At 38.2% G+C, this 19,508-nt stretch carries 23 protein-coding genes and 1 pseudogene; 9 read left to right on the plus strand and 15 right to left on the minus strand.

Features of this window, described 5'->3' with window-relative positions; all coding sequences use genetic code 11:
* Nucleotides 1-53: 53 nt before the first annotated feature.
* Nucleotides 54-242: pseudogene (locus AC5WOE_RS02670) on the minus strand (recombinase family protein); the annotation flags it as partial.
* A 98-nt stretch (nt 243-340) separates the two neighbouring features.
* On the opposite strand from AC5WOE_RS02670, the gene AC5WOE_RS02675 reads away from it, so the two are divergent.
* From AC5WOE_RS02675 to AC5WOE_RS02685, 3 genes are all read left to right on the plus strand, one after another.
* Nucleotides 341-784 carry a MerR family transcriptional regulator gene (locus AC5WOE_RS02675; RefSeq protein WP_496051853.1) on the plus strand — a complete coding sequence of 148 codons (444 nt, stop codon included), beginning with the start codon at nt 341-343 and terminating at the stop codon, nt 782-784.
* Nucleotides 785-841: 57 nt separating this feature from the next.
* Nucleotides 842-1,693: an aldo/keto reductase gene (locus AC5WOE_RS02680; protein ID WP_496051854.1), complete on the plus strand. Its 852-nt coding sequence runs from the start codon at nt 842-844 to the stop codon at nt 1,691-1,693.
* A 75-nt stretch (nt 1,694-1,768) separates the two neighbouring features.
* The gene (locus AC5WOE_RS02685) at nt 1,769-2,752 is read left to right on the plus strand and encodes an aldo/keto reductase (RefSeq protein WP_496048450.1); all 984 of its coding nucleotides are present in this window, start codon (nt 1,769-1,771) and stop codon (nt 2,750-2,752) included.
* 338 nt (nt 2,753-3,090) lie between these two features.
* Here AC5WOE_RS02685 and AC5WOE_RS02690 read toward each other — a convergent pair whose 3' ends face one another.
* The 4 genes from AC5WOE_RS02690 to AC5WOE_RS02705 all read right to left on the minus strand — a co-directional run bounded on the left by AC5WOE_RS02690 (nt 3,091) and on the right by AC5WOE_RS02705 (nt 5,316).
* The gene (locus AC5WOE_RS02690) at nt 3,091-3,660 is read right to left on the minus strand and encodes a biotin transporter BioY (protein WP_496051855.1); all 570 of its coding nucleotides are present in this window, start codon (nt 3,658-3,660) and stop codon (nt 3,091-3,093) included.
* Between the two features lie 252 nt (nt 3,661-3,912).
* The gene (locus AC5WOE_RS02695) at nt 3,913-4,152 is read right to left on the minus strand and encodes a hypothetical protein (protein WP_496051856.1); all 240 of its coding nucleotides are present in this window, start codon (nt 4,150-4,152) and stop codon (nt 3,913-3,915) included.
* Nucleotides 4,153-4,218: 66 nt separating this feature from the next.
* Nucleotides 4,219-4,803 (minus strand): biotin transporter BioY, encoded by a 585-nt coding sequence (locus tag AC5WOE_RS02700; protein WP_496051857.1) that lies wholly within the window; start codon nt 4,801-4,803, stop codon nt 4,219-4,221.
* A 207-nt stretch (nt 4,804-5,010) separates the two neighbouring features.
* Entirely contained in the window at nt 5,011-5,316 is a 306-nt protein-coding gene (locus AC5WOE_RS02705) for a hypothetical protein (protein WP_496052038.1), read from the minus strand.
* Between the two features lie 152 nt (nt 5,317-5,468).
* On the opposite strand from AC5WOE_RS02705, the gene AC5WOE_RS02710 reads away from it, so the two are divergent.
* A complete protein-coding gene (locus AC5WOE_RS02710; RefSeq protein WP_496051858.1) occupies nt 5,469-5,639 on the plus strand; it encodes a hypothetical protein in 171 nt (56 codons plus the stop codon).
* Between the two features lie 136 nt (nt 5,640-5,775).
* On the plus strand, nt 5,776-6,612 hold the full coding sequence (gene bacA, locus AC5WOE_RS02715; protein WP_496048455.1) for an undecaprenyl-diphosphate phosphatase: 837 nt from the start codon (nt 5,776-5,778) through the stop codon (nt 6,610-6,612).
* A gap of 176 nt (nt 6,613-6,788) precedes the next feature.
* On the opposite strand, the gene AC5WOE_RS02720 is transcribed toward bacA, so the two are convergent.
* The 10 genes from AC5WOE_RS02720 to AC5WOE_RS02765 all read right to left on the minus strand — a co-directional run bounded on the left by AC5WOE_RS02720 (nt 6,789) and on the right by AC5WOE_RS02765 (nt 15,109).
* Nucleotides 6,789-7,448, minus strand: a complete 660-nt coding sequence (locus tag AC5WOE_RS02720; protein WP_496051859.1) for a hypothetical protein — start codon at nt 7,446-7,448, stop codon at nt 6,789-6,791.
* 566 nt (nt 7,449-8,014) lie between these two features.
* A complete protein-coding gene (locus AC5WOE_RS02725; protein WP_496051860.1) occupies nt 8,015-8,689 on the minus strand; it encodes a hypothetical protein in 675 nt (224 codons plus the stop codon).
* A 427-nt stretch (nt 8,690-9,116) separates the two neighbouring features.
* Nucleotides 9,117-9,416 (minus strand): hypothetical protein, encoded by a 300-nt coding sequence (locus AC5WOE_RS02730; protein WP_496048458.1) that lies wholly within the window; start codon nt 9,414-9,416, stop codon nt 9,117-9,119.
* A 51-nt stretch (nt 9,417-9,467) separates the two neighbouring features.
* Complete coding sequence (locus tag AC5WOE_RS02735) at nt 9,468-9,887, minus strand: endonuclease domain-containing protein (RefSeq protein WP_496048459.1); 420 nt, start codon at nt 9,885-9,887, stop codon at nt 9,468-9,470.
* Nucleotides 9,888-9,966: 79 nt separating this feature from the next.
* Nucleotides 9,967-11,067 carry a beta-ketoacyl synthase N-terminal-like domain-containing protein gene (locus AC5WOE_RS02740; RefSeq protein ID WP_496051861.1) on the minus strand — a complete coding sequence of 367 codons (1,101 nt, stop codon included), beginning with the start codon at nt 11,065-11,067 and terminating at the stop codon, nt 9,967-9,969.
* A gap of 4 nt (nt 11,068-11,071) precedes the next feature.
* Nucleotides 11,072-12,313, minus strand: a complete 1,242-nt coding sequence (locus tag AC5WOE_RS02745; RefSeq protein WP_496051862.1) for a beta-ketoacyl-[acyl-carrier-protein] synthase family protein — start codon at nt 12,311-12,313, stop codon at nt 11,072-11,074.
* 6 nt (nt 12,314-12,319) lie between these two features.
* The gene (locus AC5WOE_RS02750) at nt 12,320-12,724 is read right to left on the minus strand and encodes a hypothetical protein (protein WP_496048462.1); all 405 of its coding nucleotides are present in this window, start codon (nt 12,722-12,724) and stop codon (nt 12,320-12,322) included.
* Nucleotides 12,721-13,485, minus strand: a complete 765-nt coding sequence (locus AC5WOE_RS02755) for a cyclase family protein (RefSeq protein ID WP_496051863.1) — start codon at nt 13,483-13,485, stop codon at nt 12,721-12,723. Before AC5WOE_RS02755 ends, AC5WOE_RS02750 begins: the two co-directional genes overlap by 4 nt.
* The gene (locus AC5WOE_RS02760; RefSeq protein ID WP_496051864.1) at nt 13,482-14,396 is read right to left on the minus strand and encodes a type II toxin-antitoxin system RatA family toxin; all 915 of its coding nucleotides are present in this window, start codon (nt 14,394-14,396) and stop codon (nt 13,482-13,484) included. Before AC5WOE_RS02760 ends, AC5WOE_RS02755 begins: the two co-directional genes overlap by 4 nt.
* Complete coding sequence (locus AC5WOE_RS02765) at nt 14,393-15,109, minus strand: hypothetical protein (RefSeq protein WP_496051865.1); 717 nt, start codon at nt 15,107-15,109, stop codon at nt 14,393-14,395. Before AC5WOE_RS02765 ends, AC5WOE_RS02760 begins: the two co-directional genes overlap by 4 nt.
* 385 nt (nt 15,110-15,494) lie before the next feature.
* Between AC5WOE_RS02765 and AC5WOE_RS02770 the strand changes: the two genes are divergently transcribed.
* The 4 genes from AC5WOE_RS02770 (at nt 15,495) to AC5WOE_RS02785 (ending at nt 19,439) form a co-directional block, all read left to right on the plus strand.
* Nucleotides 15,495-16,199 (plus strand): response regulator transcription factor, encoded by a 705-nt coding sequence (locus AC5WOE_RS02770; protein ID WP_496048466.1) that lies wholly within the window; start codon nt 15,495-15,497, stop codon nt 16,197-16,199.
* A gap of 8 nt (nt 16,200-16,207) precedes the next feature.
* A complete protein-coding gene (locus tag AC5WOE_RS02775) occupies nt 16,208-17,665 on the plus strand; it encodes a sensor histidine kinase (protein ID WP_496051866.1) in 1,458 nt (485 codons plus the stop codon).
* A gap of 85 nt (nt 17,666-17,750) precedes the next feature.
* Nucleotides 17,751-18,875 (plus strand): TolB-like translocation protein, encoded by a 1,125-nt coding sequence (locus AC5WOE_RS02780; RefSeq protein ID WP_496051867.1) that lies wholly within the window; start codon nt 17,751-17,753, stop codon nt 18,873-18,875.
* A 177-nt stretch (nt 18,876-19,052) separates the two neighbouring features.
* Complete coding sequence (locus tag AC5WOE_RS02785; protein WP_496048469.1) at nt 19,053-19,439, plus strand: hypothetical protein; 387 nt, start codon at nt 19,053-19,055, stop codon at nt 19,437-19,439.
* Nucleotides 19,440-19,508 lie beyond the last annotated feature (69 nt).

Below are 19,508 nucleotides of genomic sequence, written 5' to 3' on the forward strand. Positions count from 1 at the left end.
AGATTCGATGCATTTTGTTTTACATATAATCGTTTAAAGTTCAAATCCCTCTATTTCATGGTATTCAGGAGAGGCATATCTAATACAACAATAACAATTTGTTTAACCATTATCAGTCCCCTCCATTCGTCTAATATCATTTGTTTATTTCGACCTAATCTATCCAAGGACTGAATGTATAAAACATCCCCATCCCTAAACATGCGCTTCATCAACTGATATTCTGGTCGTTTAAAGTCTTTTTGGGGGTTGGCCGAAAATAGCCTATAGCCTTTCCTTGGTGTTTACTCCAAGGTTTATAATTGAAACAGAATACAAACAGAATATGAGGTGAACAGTTATGAATATTAAACAAGCTGCGGAAATGTTTGATTTAACAGTTGATACTTTACGATACTATGAAAGAGTTGGCGTTATTCCGCCTGTTCATCGTAATGAGAGCGGCTATCGCGACTATACTACAAGTGATTTGAATTGGATTTACTTAGTTAAAAATTTGCGCAATGCAGGTCTATCAGTTGAGTCTTTAATCGAGTTTGCGACTTTAGCACAATTGCGAGAAACGCAAAAAGTTGAAAAAGCCCAAAAACAGGTATTGCAAAATCAATTGAAAGAGTTAGATGAAAAATTAGCTGAAATGAATCAAGTACGAGATTTACTGGTCTATAAAATTGAAACTTATGATGAACATATCGCTAAATTTAAGACTGGTGAAATAAATTCCGAAAACGTTGAAAAACTATGGGAAAGAAAAAGAAAAAGTGATTCTCTTGCTATGGAGTAAACTCCAGAGTTTATAGTTAACAACGTAATCAAAAATAGCTAATTGGAGGAATTTTGAATGCAAACTGTTACATTAAACAATGGCGTAGAAGTACCAATTTTAGGATTTGGGACATATCAAATCACTGACACTGAACAAGCCGAAGCTTCGGTAAAAGCAGCTATCAAAGCTGGATACCGTCATATCGACACCGCGCAAAGCTATGTGAATGAAGAAGCTGTCGGCCGTGGAATTGCTGGTTCAGGTGTTCCGCGTGAAGAGCTATTTATCACCACAAAAATTTGGGTGGAAAATGTCAGCTATGATGGCGTTAAGTCTTCATTCGAGCGTTCATTGAAACGTTTAGGTTTAAAATATGTTGATTTATTATTGATTCACCAACCATATAGTGATGTTTATGGTGCATGGCGTGCAATGGAAGATCTTCAGGAGAAAGGAAAAATTCGTGCGATTGGCATTTCAAATTTTGCGGTAGACAGAGCTGTTGATTTAGCTGAATTTAACAAAGTAACTCCACAAGTCAACCAAATTGAGATCAACCCATTCCAGCAGCAAGTGAAAAATATTGAAGCGTTAAAAGCAGAAGGCATTATGCCGGAAGCATGGGCACCATTTGCTGAAGGGAAAAACAACATTTTTAATAATCCTATTTTAGTTAAAATCGGTGAAAAATACGGCAAATCAGTTGCACAAGTAATCACTCGCTGGTTAGTTGAACAAAATATTATCGTATTGGCGAAATCTGTAAAATCAGAGCGGATGGTAGAAAACATTGATGTATTTGATTTTGAATTAACTGAGGAAGACAAGAAAGAAATCGCAACATTAAACGAAGGAGAAAGCCAATTTTTCTCTCATGCTGATCCAGAAATGATTCGCTGGATGGCAGGTCGCAAAATGGATGTTTAATTACTTACTTTCACTTGCCTTGGAGTAAAGTACAAAGGGATAGTTAAGTTATAACAAGCAAAGGACATGGTGAAAATGAAACAAAGAAAGCTGGGAAACAGCGGAATTTCGGTTTCCGAAATCGGCTTAGGATGTATGGGAATGAGTTTTTCATACGGAGATAAACCGGATAAAAAAGAAATGATTCATTTATTGCATAAGGCAGTAGACTTAGGTGTTACTTTATTTGATACCGCTGAAATCTATGGGCCATATGAAAATGAAGAATTAGTCGGAAAAGCTTTATCTCCTTATCAAGATAATATAACCATTGCCACAAAATTCGGCATTCACATGGAAAACAGCAAGCAAGTGGTTGATTCCAGACCAGAGTTGATTCGCTCGTCGATTGAAGGCTCGCTGAAAAGACTGAGAACCGATTGTATTGATTTATATTATCTGCATCGAGTAGATCCAAATGTCTCAATCGAAGAAGTTGCAGGCGTAATCCAAGATTTAAAAAAGGAAGGAAAAGTTAAGGAATGGGGATTATCAGAAGCCGGAGCAGATACTATCAGACGCGCGCATGAAGTTGAGCCGCTCGCAGCACTTCAAAGCGAGTATTCACTTTGGACACGAGAACCCGAAAATGAAATATTACCGCTTCTTGAAGAGCTTGGCATCACTCTAGTTCCATTCAGTCCTCTTGGAAAAGGATTTTTGACAGGTACTGTCACCTCGGAAAAGGAAATTGAACATAATGATTTCAGAAAGTCTTTGCCTCGATTCCAAGCTGAAGCTATTGAGAAAAACCAAGCTTTAGTGAATTTACTTAAAAATGTTGCAAAAGAAAATAACAGTACACCTGCTCAAATTGCTTTAGTATGGATATTGGCTAAGAAAGATTGGATTATTCCAATTCCAGGAACAACAAAACTCCATCGGTTAAAAGAGAATATCGGAGCTACAGATGTTCAATTATCAGCTGAAACAGTAAATCAAATCACTGAAGCTGCGAACCAAATTCAAATCGTTGGGAATCGATATACGCCTGAAATGGCTAAAAGGGTTGGTTTGTGATTGACGATGAAACTAATTCTTTATAAACATTAACGAAAAGGAAGTTCTCTACCCTTGAATTCATGCGGAAGCTCTGTCTTGGACAGCTTTCTTCTGAATGGATACTGGCTCTGTTTAAGTTGGCTCGTGAACGCTCTAGTGAGAGATCTTTATATTAATTTTGGTAAATCAACAGACCTGAGTTATTGTACTCATTTATATCAAAAGCAACCTAGTGTTTTATGATAATGACTAGGTTGTTTTTTAAATAAAATTTATTATCTTTCTGAACATGAGCTATAAACCTGTATCATCACTAATGTCTACATTTTTCTCTATCTATCGTGCCGCCTTTGGACTTATCTCGGTCGCCCCCCCTTAGGGGACAATGCTGGAAATGAATTATAAATCACTACCGTAAGAACAGTAGCCAAAACTACCTTTATCAGATCATATGGTAAAAAGGAAACAAAAGATTGCAAAAATGTTTTCAGATCAATTGACACATGCATGACAAACCAAAACCAACAAATACTTACCATGTTGATAACCCCAATCCCGCCGATTGCGTAAATAAAAAATAGCGATAGCCATGACACACGATTATATGTTATCCGCACCATGCCACCGATAATAAAAGCAGCTACCAAGTAACCTAAAAGATATCCCCCAGCAGGACTTTGGAATAACTCTGAACCCCCTACTGCTCCACTTAGTATAGGCAATCCACTAACAGCTAATAAAATCCAAAGCAGCACACTAAACGCTCCCCATCTGGCGCCTAAAAGCCCTCCAGCCAGCATTACAATTATGCTTTGAAAGGTGAAATAAGCAGTCCCGCCAACCGGAATCGCAATAAATCCAGAGATGATCAAAAGCAAAGTAAATACAAGAGAGAAAAGAAACTTTCGGATAAAAGACAATGACATAGGCATAATTCCTTTCTGTTTATGGTTAATATTATGATAATTTCTAGAATATACGTTGTCAAACTCAGTGTTTATAGGAAAATACAGAAATTAAAGCAAAGCAAAAAACGTATGGAATCCTTCTCCATACGTTTTCTTTATGTGAACATATTTGATTTTCGAGCCCGAACAGCCGCTTCTTGGAAGCAGTTGTTCAGGAGTGCTCCGCATGGAGCACTTCACAGGAATAGTCCTGTGGGCTCTTGTGCTCGACTATCGCCGAGGCGCGTTCTCGCCGGTGACCGTGCCGTCCGCGTGAACGATGCGCACGTTGTCCCGGACATCGAAGTAGTAGGTGCAGTTGGACTGGGGATCGTCGATGAAGGACGATACCTGGAACGGCACGTTGACCGGATCGAACTCGTCGGTGACCTCGGTGGTCAGGGTCAGACCATCGAAGCTGACGAATCGCTCGGTCACGAGAACGGAGACAGGAGCAACAGAAGCCGACACAGGAACCTCCTTGTAAGGCAGAATCTTACTTCTATCTTAAAATTCATTTTTTACAAGGTCAATATATCATTTAGATTTTGCTGTTCTCTCCTGTGGTGAAAAAGAAGGCATTGCTCTATAAAGAGCAACCGTCAAAATTGTCGCCAATACCGCCTTGGCAATATCCCCTGGTAAAAACACCACAAACACTTTATTAAAGATATCCATACTAAAAGGCAGATGAGAAACAAACAAAAACCAAGGAAAACCAATAGCGTTAATAATGACAACAGCCCCAATGATAAATACAAGAAGCAGTTGCCACCAAGCGACTTGCTTATTTCTCCCCAATCGCTCAATCATCCATCCCACTAGAAACGCTGCAATCAAAAATCCTAAAATATAACCTCCTGTTTGCCCGAATAATACTCCAAGTCCTCCAGACCCACCACTTAGCACCGGAGCTCCAACTGCTGCTAATAAAATCCAAACGAGTACACTAATTACCCCCCAGCGTGAACCTAAAATACTACCAGCAAGTAAAACCATCATCGTTTGTAGAGTGATTGGTACAGGTCCAATCGGGATGGCAATCTGGCCGCTTATTGCCAATAGTGCTGCAAATAAAGCAGCTAGTACCATATTTCGAATCAAAATAGAAGAAGATGACATATAACATAATTCCTTTCTAATTAACATTCTTTATTATGATAATTTTAATAACTTTTATTGTCAACTTATTTAATTTTATTTGTTTACAATTGGTATAGAGCTGTTTAATAATGGAATAGTTCCTCTATTTTTGCGCAATGAATAGATCGAGACACAAAAAATAGAACCTACATCAATATAGGTTCTATCGAACAATAAAATAAAAAGTTAGGATGTAATTGGTTTTTTCAAGAAAATACCATAACTAATTGCGGAAACGATTAACAAGACTGCACCGATAAGAAATACATATTCAAAGGACCCTGTAGCTTGGACTATTGCACCTGTAACAATTGGAGCTAACGCAGCTCCTATAAAACCGCCAAAGTTTTGGATGGAGCCGAGGGACGCTACCATATTCTTTGGTGCTACATCTGTTGCCAATGTCCAAATCACTCCTGTTGGAACAGAAGAAGCAAAATAGGCGAGCGATAGCAGCACGATACAGGTGTTAATGTTTGATACATAAGGAATAGGATTGAACTACCCCCACTTATCAAGCTTGAAGTGGGGGATTCCTACATCCCGAAGGACTTCAGAACCCTTCCCGTTCAACGAGGTTGGTTAGCCATACAAGCTGTCAGAAGTTTCCTTCACGATTGATTTTGCTGTTTTAAAAAGAAAGAATGCAGGATCGTGAACTTGAGAGAGATAAATGGAAATTTGCCAACTGGAATACCTATGTACAGAGCATCCAACAGAAACAATGCTTATGGGGAGATGTGGAAATGATCCAGTTTGACAACAGTTCACCTATGGCAGATACAGAAAAATTATATGATCTATTTCCTTTTTAACAGGAAGCGGTGATCTATTTTTTTGAAACCTTCTCATAGAGATAAAAAAATTCACATTTTTGGATGGGTTTACTTCCTTTCCTTGTCTAGTTTTCTATTGTAAGATTGGATAAGTCAGAAGGGAGCTACACAAAAGATGTGGGAAATATTTTGTGGGTTTATACTCGGGATGGTGGAAGGCCTGACGGAGTTTGCCCCTGTGTCTTCAACTGGACATATGATTTTAGTTGGTGATTTACTCGGTTTTAAAGGTCAAATTGCTTCTACATTTGAAGTTGTGATCCAACTCGGTTCTATTTTAGCAGTTGTTGTCGTATTCCGACAACGAATCTTAAATGTGTTAAATTTGCCAAAGCAATGGGAATTAATCCGAGATCAATGGCATGGGGTGAAAAAAGATCGGGAACCTCATCTCAATCTATTGCACATTCTAGTAGGAATGATTCCTGCTAGTATATTAGGTGCACTTTTTTCTCATATTATCAAGGAAAAGCTTTTTTCAACCGCTACTGTTATTGTTGGACTTGTAGCTGGCGGAATATTGATGATCGTGGCAGAAGCTTTTCGTAAATCTCGTCCTACGACAACGCATGTAGATTACATTACGTATAAACAAGCTTTTACCGTTGGTCTGTTTCAATGCTTAGCACTCTGGCCCGGTTTTTCACGCTCTGGTTCCACTATATCTGGTGGATTACTAGCTGGGATGAATCATAAAGCTGCTTCGGAATATACTTTCATCCTCGCCATTCCGATGATGGTAGCAGCAACAGGCAAAGATTTGCTGGACAACATGGGCGCTCTTCATGCTAGTGATCTTCCCCTGTTTATCGTCGGATTTTTAAGTGCTTTTGGCTTTGCTTTACTAGCAATTCGCTTCTTCTTAAATCTCATCTCTAAATTCAAATTAACACCATTTGCTTATTATCGTTTTGCGGTCGCCATTATTTTTGCACTCGTTTTATATCTATAGAAAAAATACCCCATCTTTCAAAAGATGGGTATTTTTTCTACGCATTTTCATGGTTACAAGACCGCATTATAAGCCAATATATTCCATGAGATTTCTTGACAGAAATCTTCGTTTTTTATAAAATAATGTGGACGGTGATCGAAGCGCGTGAGCGCTAACGATCCTCCCGTCAGGTTTTACTTCTTAGAAGCAAATAAGCTTCTGAGTTTAACTAAACCACTGCGGATGGGCGTCCAAACCGAAGCCGTGTGGTTTAGGAGAAACCTAGCTACTAGCAGTACTCCTACTGCGGTAGCTATTTTTAATAACAGCGGTAATGGAGTGATCAGTTCCAGTACAGAACTGGACAAAGGCTCTAGCAATGCTTTGAACGCATTACCAGCTGCCTCAAATCTCCCTTCACCAACCATTTTCTTTACTACTTCCTTTCCGAAGTCATTCATCACATCACCGAGAATGGTTCCACATACTGCTAAGAATGCAGGATTTTCTCCAAGCTTTTTCAACATCGACTCAGATTTCTCCTGACCTTGCAGCATTGACTGTTCGCGTTGTTTCGATTCTCCTAAATGCGAGAGTACAAGCTGTTGGATCTGTTCAGACTGCAATACATGCTGTTTCGTATGCTGCGATGTTTGCTTGACTTCACTCATATCGCTTTCCAGTTTTTCCAGTCTTCCCAGCTTTTCGTTAAGCTCTCGGATAACCGACACTAACACTTGATGCTCTTGAGCCATTTGATGCTTCTCGGTTGTTTGATCCAGTTGTTGTTTCTTATCGGAAGTAGGTAAGGTTTGTTCCAAACGCAATTGATCTAACTGTACATTGTTTTTCATACATATCGTCTCCTCATAATGTCAAATGAAATTTCAAGTCAAAGTAACAAAGCGACAAGAAGTTTCACCTGAACAAGGAGGATCAATCGCGCCCACACGCATATTCGATTTTTTAGCCACCGTCCACATTATCCACCCCTAAGGGCAGAAAAAAGGTGTTTCTGTTGGATAGCAACGCTATCCAGCTGATCCCGCAGGGAATACCAGAGGTACTCACCATACACAAGACCAGCAGTACCATAGCTAATTCCCGCTTAACGCAGCTGTCTTTCACTATAGTGCGATCCTATCTGATAAGGATTCGTTCAACCAATCGGGAACGATTCAACTCAACCAAAACAGATCAAAAACAAGACATATCTCCATCTAACCATAACGGCAACGTATATTCAATATTAAGGATAGATTGTCAAATCTGACAATTTTTCGTCACCAACTGAAGTGCTAGAGAACATGAAAAAAGTGTAGGACTTGTCCCCCTACACTTGGTATTTCTTCTTACAAGTTATGTACTAATCATGAGATTTCTTTCAAAGAACGTGAGTGTTCCAATCTTCCCATAAGTTTTACTTTTTGGAAGCAAAGATGCTGTTAATTTTAGCTAAATTACTACGGATTAACTGCCAAACCGTTGCTGTCAAGCGCACAAGCATTGGTTTTTCAGGATCTGATGATTGGATTAATGCCCGTACAACGGCTTCCAGTTCTGTTGTACCGATTTTCATTTCTACAACATCAGTTTTCCTTTCTGTGATAACATCTTTCAGGTTTGCGAAAATGCCTTCCTGTTCTGTGATAATATCTTCCCATTCTGTAACACGTGCTTCATCAGCGATAATGTCTTCCAATTTTATGATCTCAGTTTTAAGTTCTGTAATCACGGCTTTCCTTTTTGGGGTAATGTCTTTCAGTTTTGTGTAAATGTTTTCCCTATTTGCGATGATAACTTTCCGTTCTGCGATAATATCTTCCCATTCGGCAGCATCGGATCCCATATCCGGGGTACGGGCCTCCATTTCTACGACATGTGCTTCCATTTTTGCGTTATCGACTTTCAGTTCTTCAGTACTAACTTCTAGTTCTTCTACACTAGCTTCCAGTTCTGCTGTACTGGCTTTCAATTCTGCTACACTGGATCTCAGTTCTATGTATTCTTCGGACCACTTATCCTTTGTAACGTTATGTTGCTCAGTTAGTATCTCCTCAGAAGCAGGGAAAGAGCTATTATCTTTTTCTTTCATACATCATTCCTCCTAAAAGTTTAGAGTCAAAGTGACAGATAACATTTCATCTAAAGGGGGTTACATCAAGATAGCATCACTATTTGTCTGATTTTGCAGGGAATGAGTTCAACCGTACACTAAACCAACAGTCATAGCTAATTACTGTTAAAATGAAGCTGTTTTTCATCATGGAGTGATCTGATTGGGGACGAGACGCCCGCCAAGATCAAAAACAAGATATACCCCCACCTAACCATAAAGGCAACGTATATTCAATGTTTAGGATAGATTGTCAAATCTGACAATTTTTCATCCCAACTGAAGTGCTAAAGAACATGAAAAAAGTGTAGGATTTGTCCTCCTACACACGGTATTTTTAGTTACATGGATTTAGCAACCATAACAAGTAATAATTTTAATAAAATTTCGCAGAGCGTGAGTGTGACTATCCTTTGGTCTTACTTTTAAAAGTAAACATGCTTTTCATTTTAGCTAAAAACGACTTCGGTTTCTTCTGACTTTCCAGTATCGCTTGTTGACGCTGTTTCGATTCTTCTTGATTCTTTAGTCTGGTCTGTTCCATCTTCTGTAATGTTTGCTTGATTTCGCGCACATCGCTTTCTAGTTTTCCCAAGTCTTCGGTAACTTGGTTAGCTAATGATTGATGCTCCTCGGTTGGATCTTGCTTATCCTTCTCTTCCGAAATAGGTAAAGACTTTCCAAAACTCAATTGTTTTTTATCCATTTATAATTCCTCAAATCTGTAATTTCTTGCTTCCCTTATGGGACTTGGAGCTCATTTCATCCCCGTAGTCAGATGAATTTTCTCTACACATTTTGCTATGTCTGCGTTGATCTGTGAACCTTTAAATCGCAGCAGCTTCCATTTGTGCTTTTTGCGAATATAGTACGCTTTTTTACGATCTCGAGCTTTTTGTTTTTTCGAACTGTGATATGCTGCACCATCGCACTCGATGATCAGCTTATATTTAATGATGGCTAAATCACAACGATATGGTCCCATGACATACTGGGCTTTCACACGATAACCTGCCCTTGTCAGGGCAACATATAAGTTTCTTTCAATCGGACTTTTTCTTGTACGGATATAATGAATATCTGGCAATTTCCCCGTCTTTAACCACTGATAAAAAAACAGACCAATACTCCCTATATCATCCCGAAAACGAATCCACTGAATGAATGGTGTTGGCAATGGATTACACTCCTAGTAGTAGATAACGACATTATTTTCATCATATCATATCTATTCATACAATTCTTTCCTTAGAAAACTAATGATTACCAACCTGTATGAGAAAACTCATACTTTGTCCATACCAATCTCGAGCATTCACCATAAAAGAGTGAGACTTTTGATCATGCTGGGATCGAAAAATTCCAAAAGCAATATCCGCTGGGATGGCAGCAGATAATAAATGCCCCATACTTTTCTTGGGAAACTGATCTATTAGCTTCTCCAAAGGAATCCCTAACTTCCGATAAGCCGCTAATTCTTCTTGATCTAGCTTTACGTCTGCACGACCGTCAGGGATAAAAAAGTCTATTTGCTCCACTTGTGTGTCTGCTTGTCCTAATGCCATTGACAACGAATCCTCTAGGTTGTCCGATAGACCAATCCCTTTTAGCGTACCTAAAATAGAAGCTCCTCTTTTTATCGCATAGTCCTTCTCTTCCACTACCAGAATAACACTGCCTTCGGCAACAATATGACCACTCGCTTGATCTGAATAAGGTCGATATTCTCCCTCAGGAGAAACAAATCCATTGGATTGCAAAGATTGGTATACCAATGGCGTTAATGGTGCTTCTGCACCACCAGCTAGAACTGCTTTTACTTTACCCAATTGAATCGTTTGTACCGCATGTTGCAGGGCAAATCCTCCACTTAACAAATCCGATGAAATCGTTTTACTATATCCTTTGATTTTCTTTTTTATGGATATTTCACCTTGTGGAGCAGTTGGAAACCAAGCAGTTGCTACATAAGAGTTAATCATAGAGAAACCTTCACGATGCAGCGCAGCAAGTTGAGACTCCACATAGCTCCACCCACCAAAACAATTGCCTAAAACAATGCCCATTTCGCTTTGATTTGTAGGATTCAGCAAAAAATTTGCGTCATCTAATGCTTTATTAGCAGCAACCATAGCCATTGCAGTAAAACGATCTATCTTCTTCAATTGTCTTTTTGGAATCTCAGCCAAGCCTTTTTCATCTATGGGAGATACAATATAGGACGAATTTTCCCCTTTAAAAATCTGTTGCTGTTGATAAGTGGATATCCCAGTATGGATTTTTTGAAAGAAGTCTTCTTTGTCCATACCTGCTGGTGTCATAAGTCCGATTCCTGTGATCACGCACTCTCTGTCCATTTGATTACCCCTCATATCTACTAAGCACTAGACTGGAATGGATACCTGAAAATCCACTGCTCACCTTTAGAGCAGTTTGTACAGAAGCTTGATAGTTGGATCTAGTAATGACATTCAGATCGCATTTGGGATCTTGTTGCTTTACATTGATCGTTGGAGGAATAATATGAGTTTGAAGCGTCTGAATTGTGCTGATTAACTCGATGCTATTGGATGCAGACAATGGATGTCCGATTTGGGATTTAACAGATGTTACTGGTATATTTCCTGCCCTTTCTCCAAAAATGTAATGCATTGCATTACTTTCCGCTCTATCATTTTGGGGAGTGGAAGATCCATGTAAGTTTACAAAATCAATTTCCTGCTGATTGATTTCCGCATCCTCGATTGCCAATTGAATCGATTTTGCGATCGGGATTCCGTCTTCTGCTATATCTGTCATATGCTCCGCATTGTTACAGCTCCCATAACCCAACACTTCAGCTAAAATGTTTGCTCCACGATTTAGCGCATGTTCTAATGATTCCAAAACAAGAATGCCACAGCCTTCTGCTAGCACAAATCCATCCCTGTCTGTATCAAATGGTCGTGAAGCTCCTTGCGGATCATGGTTTCTCTTGGAAGTGGCATTGATTTTCCCAAAAGATGCAACTACTAATGGCGTAATAGGGGCTTCTGTTGCACCTGCGATAACCACATCAGCCCAATTGGTTTGGATAGCTTGGAGCGCATATCCAACCGAATCCAATCCACCAGTACATCCGGTAGTAATAACGTTATGACCACCCGTAAAGTTGAACTTTTGCGCTAATATCCGGCTGACTGTCTGAAATTGAAACCATTCATATACAACAGGTCCAGCATGAAAAGCTGAGATTTCCTGCGTTCCCTTTTTGGAAAGGTTTTCAAAGCTCTGTTCCATACTCTCTATATTTCCAATCGCACTGGAGATATAGACTGCACTTCTACTCGGATTATAATCTTTTAATTGCGCTTGTTCTATCGCCTCTGTAGCTGCTTTTACTGCAAACTGACAGCTGCGGTCCATAGTTGGATCAAAGTCATATTTTTCAGGTGTGAATTCGTTTACTATCCCTGCCATTTGGCTAAAATCTTCAGGTATTGGGAACTTCGTTACATGCCTGACACCGGAGATTCCTTGTTGATTACTCCTCCAGAATTCCTCTACCCCTATGCCAATTGGAGAGACAACCCCCATTCCAGTAACCACGACGCGCTTCTTCATCTGGAGTTACCCCTTCTTAAAATATTGTTTTAAGGTGTCTAGCTCCTGTTCCAACAAACTCAAGCTTTTCCTCACAAAATCTTCAGGCGAGTCTTTTGGAAGGTATAAATGAAAGTTCACCCTGCAACCATCATCTGTATCTTGAATAGAAATATTAGCCTTTTCTTCTTTATTGCTAAAGATCGAGTTAATTTGAAGATAATCTTCTGCTGCCTTTTTATTTACATCAATCCACGTCAATGAATGCCCTATTTTTGTTGCCATTTCATATTTATTATCTTTTTTCTCTACAACCCGAGTAAAAAAAACAGTCCAAATCGGTAAGTTTTCCACTTTGGAAACAAAATCGCTTACTTTTTTGCGTGGTGCACGGATCTCTGTACTAGCCACATGATGAACGACATCCATCAATGATTCTCCTCCTCTATCATTGCTACAACTCTTGTCCATCCTGCACCAGCTCGATGAATTTTAACGGGAAAACAGGATACTTTAAATCCAAATTCACATGGAATCATATGCAGATTGGCCAATCGTTCAATCTGACAATATTCCTGCTTTCGACCATAGCAATGAGCTGGCCATAAAACGTTTTTATCACCTGTTAATCGGTATTCTTCCAGCATCCGCCCAAACGGTGGATCAAATCCAAAGCTGTCCACTCCAATAATCTTTACACCTTTGTCTACTAACCATTGTGTTGCTTCTACCGAAACCCCTCGGAACTTCGTAAAATATTCAGGTTTACCCCACAAAAGATCAGCTTTCGTTTGAATGAGAACAATATCGAAGGGTTTAATCTGATATCCAATACCCTCTAAAAAAGTTACTACTTCGTCTAATGTAACTGGATATTCAAGATGAGGGTCGGCACGAATGACAACTCCATCCCCGTAACACCACTCAAGCGGGATATCTTCAATCGTCTTAGCTGATTTTCCTTCGCATATCGGGCCATAGTGCATAGCAGCATCCAAATGTGTGCCAGAATGCGAGGTTATCTTGATTCGTTCCAGAGACAGCCCAAGACCATCAGGGAAATCTTCTTTCGAAAGCCCAGCTGGAGCTCCTAATATCTCTGCTCCTTCTTCATGAGTGATGTATTCAATCTCAACGGGTTCTGGTTCGCTGGAAGTCCACTCTAGGGTGACACTTAAATCAATAAACTTCATCGTGCTTCACCTGAATTTTTTTGTTTAAAATGAACAGCAAACGATTCTAGAATTTTCCCAAGCCGTTTTGTAAGAGCATCTGCGTATTGATCCATTCGTAACTGGTAATCATTCCTTTCTTCTCCTGTCTTTTCGGAAAGAAGAAACTGACGAGAAGCTATCACATTTGTTCCATCATTTGCTTCAATAAAACTCCATGATCCTGTATGATAAGCCAATCCTAGTGGCGGATCAGGACTGAAGAAAACAATTTCATTGGTATCCAAAGCAAAACGAATTGTTCGAACATATTCTTTCACGTCATTTCTCCACACCTGCATCGCAAATTCTTGATGACGGCCATCATCATACAACACCAATACATTATCCACGGGGTCCCAAACCTTCTGCCACTCTCCAATATTCCAAAATAAAGCGAATACTTCATTTTTTTTGGCTGGAATAAACTGTGATACTTGAATAGCACGTTGTTTTTGTTCGATGTATGTTTTAAAGGAAGTGAGATTTTGTATTAGGTAAAATGAGATTTTCTGTTTAAATGCTTCTATATCTTTCAGGGTGGAATTTTCGGATTTTAATTCAAAGTTTCGAGAGGCTTGAACAAGTGTATTACCAGTTTGGCCGTTTGTTTGAAACGTCCAAACTCCACTCATATGTTTCACTCCTGGCGGTGTTTGCGTTTGAAATATTTCAATCTTCTTCATGGGATCACAAAATCGGATAGAACGAACCGTTTCTGATCCGGTAGGACGGTCTACTTCCATAAAAAACTCCTGATGACGCCCATCATCATATATAACCTTCACATCCAAACAATCTGGAAGTACTTCTTTCCACTTCTTTATATCGGCATAAGCAGCGTAGACTTCATCCAGTGCGGCTCCAATTTCAATCGTTTTTGTGACATTCAACCCTTGTCCCCTCCATCCTCCATAATCTTTTTCCACTGGTTTAGTGTCGTGATAGCGTGTTCATGTAATTGTTCATTGACAATGGAAGCAACTTGATTTTTGTCATCGGTACCAAAAATCTCTTCCATCCGATCTATCTTAAGATTCCAACGATGTATCAAGGTAACATGTGTTTGATTCTTTTCTATTCCTTTGATGATCCAAGATCCTGTATGATGTTCTAAATATTTTGGCGGTTCAGGTTGGAAGAAATCAACTCTATTATTTTCCATTCGTCGAACAGAGCGCACAGATACTTGGTTTTTACCTGTGTCTACGTTCATTAAAAATTCTTGGTATTGGCCATCATTATAACGAATTTCAATCTTTTTAATGTGTTCCAAACGCTCTTCCCATTTGTTCAAATCCCACAGTGCTTCTCGAAATTGCTCTGGTGCACAGTTTATGGTGATTTCATCTGCTCTTTCAAACTCAAAAGGGCTTTTATCTGACTGCTTCTGCTTTAACACTTCTATCACTTCAGCTATTGTATTCGTGCGGACAATTTCTCCATCCTCTAATTTCATTCCAAGGTCATCTTCAATCAAACCATATAACTCTACAATCTCTTGTGAATCCATTGCAAGATCATCCCCAAGAGTAGCATTCATCTTTAATTCATCTACTTCAATATCCATTTTGCTAAGAAGATCTTGAACCACGTGGATATCCATGTCTTAACCTCCATTTTTCTCACTCTAAATAAATACTTCACTCATGACTAAACAATAAAAGTATAAACTAAGATAAATCCTGAATCCGGGGAATTTTATAAATAAAAAAACGATAAATATAATTTCTTAAGTAAGATTTGATTGTTATCATCATTTCTACATAAAAGTACTTATCCAATCAAAAGCTCAATTAAAAGTAATTATATTTATCTACTTTCAAGGCATAAATAAGCCCCTATTTAGCTGAATATTATATTGCTTATGAATTACAAGTCAAGCGGTAATTCCAGCCTGCCAACTTCGGAATATAATGATTTTTTCAATTTCCATCAGACTATTTTTTTGCGACAATAGTCTATATCATTCGTGAAAAGGGGATTTTTCCTTGGAAAATAAAATTTTAGTTGCTGATGATGAAAAAAGTATGAGAGATATACTTTCTTATGCACTTCGCAGAGAAGGATATGTGGTTGAATTGGCACAAGATGGTGAAGAAGCATTACAAAAAATTGGGCAGTTTCAACCTCAAGTTGTCATCTTAGATGTCATGATGCCAAAAATGAGCGGCTATGACATATGCCGTAAAATAGAGTCCGACCAGCATATTGGTGTGATTTTACTCACGGCTAAAAACGATATTGTCGATAAGGTACTCGGCATGGAATTAGGAGCAGATGATTATATCACCAAACCTTTTGATATCAGGGAGGTACTAGTAAGAGTCAAATCATTGTTCCGTCGCTTATCCAAGCATCAAAAGCCTGCCAGTGAGAGCGAAGAATATACCCTTCATGACCTGTTGATCAATCAAAAAGGGCGGAGAGTTGTTGTCAATGGAACATTTATTTCGCTTACATTAAAGGAGTTTGATCTATTATTTTTATTGATCTCTCACCTCGAACGAGTTTTTACAAGAGAAGAGTTACTAGATTTGGTATGGGGAATGGAGTATTTAGGCGGTACGCGTACCGTAGATATTCATATTCGCCGGCTTCGTCAAAAATTAGGAAGCCCTTATGATAACTTATTAAAAACGGTGCATGGGGTTGGATATAAGTGTACGAATATATTAGGTGATAATCGATCATGAGGAATAGTTTGAAAATAAAATCAGGGATTTTCTTAGCTATTCTATTAATCGCTACAGTCGCATTTTTAGGCTTTTTTATATTAAGAGGAATCAAAAATGACCAAGAGAAAAAGCAAGAAACATATTTACGAGAACAAAGCAATATCGCCAGTGTGTATGTGGAACAGATTATTTTAGCAGAATCAAACAGTCCAGATGATTCTGATTGGGAAGATGACCAACAAATCTATCAAAGAATGGGTCCACAGATTGCTATGCGATTAGGTACTATCACTGGAATGGATATCGTTTTGTATGATTACAAAGGAAAAAAAATCGGCAGTTCCGGTTTTGGCAGTTTTGATCCAAAATTAGTCCAGTTTGGACTAAAAAATAAAGTGGCATACAAAACGGCAGGAAATATGTTTTATTATGTTGCTCCCTTAAATAACGGCTTCACTGGTGCTATTGGGTTTGGTTATTCGCTGCAAGAAAGTAATTATTTTTACCATACCATTTTTAACCTGTTCCTTCAGTTTGGCATCGTTGTTATCATCCTGAGTTTTCTGATTTCCTACTTTTACTTTTTTCCCATTACAAATGGGATTTTACGTTTAAAAGAAGCCACCGAACAAATCGAACAGGGCAAATATATCACCAATCCTCCTCTAAAACGATCAGATGAACTCGGTAAACTGAGCCAAGGAATTTATTCGATGAGCCAACAAATCGAACAAAATATTATTACGATGAAGCAAGAACAAGCAAAGTTAAATATGGCAGTAAAAAAACTAAAACAATTAGAGAAACAACAAAAAATATTCATTGGAAATATAACCCATGAGTTTAAAACTCCGCTGTCCGTCATTTTAGCTTATATGGATTTGCTGGAGATGTACCGAGATGATCCAACATTAATAGATGATGCACGAGAAAACATCAAAAAAGAAGCAGAGCGTTTGTACAATCTAGTGGAAAAAGTTTTACACTTGGCTTCTGTAGAAAAATATGACTTTGAAATTCAACAAGAAAAAATAGAATCAAGTGATATTTTAGCAGAATTATGTGAGCGAATGAGCGGAAAAGCACAAAAGTTTGATGTTGATCTCAAATGCGACCTTAGGCAAGCATTTGTCTGGATGGACAAGGAAAGTTTTTATCTGATTTTTATCAATTTATTGGATAATGCCATCAAATACAATGTTCAAGGTGGAAGTATCCTTCTTACCAGCGAAGTAAAAGAAAATACCTTGAACATCAAGCTGCAAGATACTGGAATTGGTATTCCTCCTGAGGCGATCGACAAAATATTTGAACCCTTTTATACCGTAAACAAAGATCGAGCCAAATCATCTGGCGGGACAGGGCTGGGATTAGCGTTAGTTAAGCAATTAGTAGAAAAGCAACAAGGTACCATTGTTTTCCACAGTGAGCACGGAGATGGTACAGAAGTTTGTCTCACCTTTCCTTTATATGATGGAAAATGATTTTACATATTCGAAACAAATCCTATATCTTTCTGAAAAATACGCTCGATAAAATTGCCCTAACAACATATAGAGGAGAATAAAAATGAAAAGAAAGAGCGGCAAATGGATTGGATTTGTATTGGCAGTTTCCCTCACTTTGACAGCTGCGGGATGCAGTGCGAACACCTCATTGGAAAAAATTACGGTAAAGGACAATAACGAGGTTGCTTACAACCAAATGATGATGCAGAAAATAGACACATACAAAGATGTAAGTGCGATTGATTGGCTGAATAATGATCAGGTTTTTACCAGTGAGAAAAATGATTTAATTCGTTATGACTTAAAGACCAAACAAGCAGAAACGATTTACAAATCTAACAAATCTAATTATAAATATTGGAATGTATACCCTTCTCCAGATAAGAAACATGCCTTTATCGAAGCAAGTAACAGTGATGATGGTACCAATAACTTTTGGTTTATGATGGATGTAGAATCAAAAAAACTAATTCCTGTATCATTTGAATTCTCAAGTGATCTATTTATTCAATCGAGAATTTGGTCTGATAACGAAAAATTGATTATTACAAACTATAGAGGTGGAATATACGAAGTTTATGTAAACGGAAAAACTGCCAAAATAAAACATACTCTCGAAGATGTAGAAGACTTTGAAGACACATTTAATACCACACAAGTAAAAGATAAATTTTTTTACTTGGACGAATATAAATTAATGGTCTGGGATAAAAAGACGAATAAAACGAAAATGCTAATGAATCCCGTTGAGAATTTCACTATATCTCCTGATAAAACCAAAATCGCAGCAGAGAAAATCATTCCAGTTAATCCAAACGAAACATTCGAAGGAAAGGATAATACAAAGACAAAAGAAAACCTTGTTGTGATGGATTTATCTGGAAAAATACAAGCAGTAGTGGATAATAGTTTGGATATAGGAGGAGTAGGTTGGTCCCCTGATTCAAAGAAAGTGGCTTACGATGGCGGAAAAAGTACATCCAGTGAACTGTATATCTCTGATGTATATAAACCTCAACCTAAATTAATAGCTGTCAACGTTCTTGGATTTTTTCTAGATCATGATCCGATAAAATGGAGTCCTAATGGAAATAAACTGCTCATCAACGGTTATTCTGACCCTGTCAAAGGTCCAGATTACAGCTCTCCTGTTCTTTATATCATCACATTGGGTCAACATACTTGAGACTTCCACAACACACAAAAAAGGGCCTCCTAGGTAGGCCCTTTTTTATGCAAACAAACTTCCATGTTGTTTTGTCCAAGAGATGTGAAAAATACTCATTTTAGTCAAACAATTTCTAAATTGATTGTTATATCATAATATTCATAAAGTAAAAAACATTCAAGGAGTTGTTTTATTTTGAAAAAGATCTTTTCCTTCGTTTTTGTCCTAACACTTCTTTGTACGTTCGGATTACCATCTTCCTCTTTAGCTGCTAAAGATTCTTGCAGAGGTGCAAAAACTTATGTCATTTTGTATAAGCAAAAAAATTTCCAAGGAGAAAGTAAGAAATTTTGCAAAAGTCAAGATTTAGGGAAAGATTGGAATAATAAAGCTTCTTCAGCAATCTTTATTGTGAAAAAAGGGAAAGAAGTTACCTTATGGGTAGATTCTAAAAGTTCAGGTGGAAGCGCTGGAATATTTGCTAGAAATAATAAGAAATTTTCTGATTTTTCAAAAGTAATAGACGAAAGAAGTGGTGGTAATTTTGATGATCAGATTTCTTCTATCGAATTCAAAAGGTAGAAGAAATCCTTCAGAATAAAGAAATGGCTTACACGATTTATACAGCGATTTTTTGCACCAGCAACCAAA

This window comes from Shimazuella sp. NTD248, assembly GCF_059510395.1.

Excerpts from the sequence above, each read along its gene's own strand:
- AC5WOE_RS02690 (WP_496051855.1), bottom strand. The coding sequence starts at position 3,660 with ATGTCATTGTCTTTTATCCGAAAGTTTCTTTTCTCTCTTGTATTTACT.
- AC5WOE_RS02685 (WP_496048450.1), top strand. The coding sequence starts at position 1,769 with ATGAAACAAAGAAAGCTGGGAAACAGCGGAATTTCGGTTTCCGAAATC.
- AC5WOE_RS02740 (WP_496051861.1), bottom strand. The coding sequence starts at position 11,067 with ATGGACAGAGAGTGCGTGATCACAGGAATCGGACTTATGACACCAGCA.
- AC5WOE_RS02745 (WP_496051862.1), bottom strand. The coding sequence starts at position 12,313 with ATGAAGAAGCGCGTCGTGGTTACTGGAATGGGGGTTGTCTCTCCAATT.
- AC5WOE_RS02700 (WP_496051857.1), bottom strand. The coding sequence starts at position 4,803 with ATGTCATCTTCTTCTATTTTGATTCGAAATATGGTACTAGCTGCTTTA.
- AC5WOE_RS02725 (WP_496051860.1), bottom strand. The coding sequence starts at position 8,689 with ATGAAAGAAAAAGATAATAGCTCTTTCCCTGCTTCTGAGGAGATACTA.
- AC5WOE_RS02720 (WP_496051859.1), bottom strand. The coding sequence starts at position 7,448 with ATGAAAAACAATGTACAGTTAGATCAATTGCGTTTGGAACAAACCTTA.
- bacA (WP_496048455.1), top strand. The coding sequence starts at position 5,776 with ATGTGGGAAATATTTTGTGGGTTTATACTCGGGATGGTGGAAGGCCTG.
- AC5WOE_RS02755 (WP_496051863.1), bottom strand. The coding sequence starts at position 13,485 with ATGAAGTTTATTGATTTAAGTGTCACCCTAGAGTGGACTTCCAGCGAA.
- AC5WOE_RS02680 (WP_496051854.1), top strand. The coding sequence starts at position 842 with ATGCAAACTGTTACATTAAACAATGGCGTAGAAGTACCAATTTTAGGA.
- AC5WOE_RS02730 (WP_496048458.1), bottom strand. The coding sequence starts at position 9,416 with ATGGATAAAAAACAATTGAGTTTTGGAAAGTCTTTACCTATTTCGGAA.
- AC5WOE_RS02780 (WP_496051867.1), top strand. The coding sequence starts at position 17,751 with ATGAAAAGAAAGAGCGGCAAATGGATTGGATTTGTATTGGCAGTTTCC.
- AC5WOE_RS02675 (WP_496051853.1), top strand. The coding sequence starts at position 341 with ATGAATATTAAACAAGCTGCGGAAATGTTTGATTTAACAGTTGATACT.
- AC5WOE_RS02765 (WP_496051865.1), bottom strand. The coding sequence starts at position 15,109 with ATGGATATCCACGTGGTTCAAGATCTTCTTAGCAAAATGGATATTGAA.
- AC5WOE_RS02710 (WP_496051858.1), top strand. The coding sequence starts at position 5,469 with ATGCAGGATCGTGAACTTGAGAGAGATAAATGGAAATTTGCCAACTGG.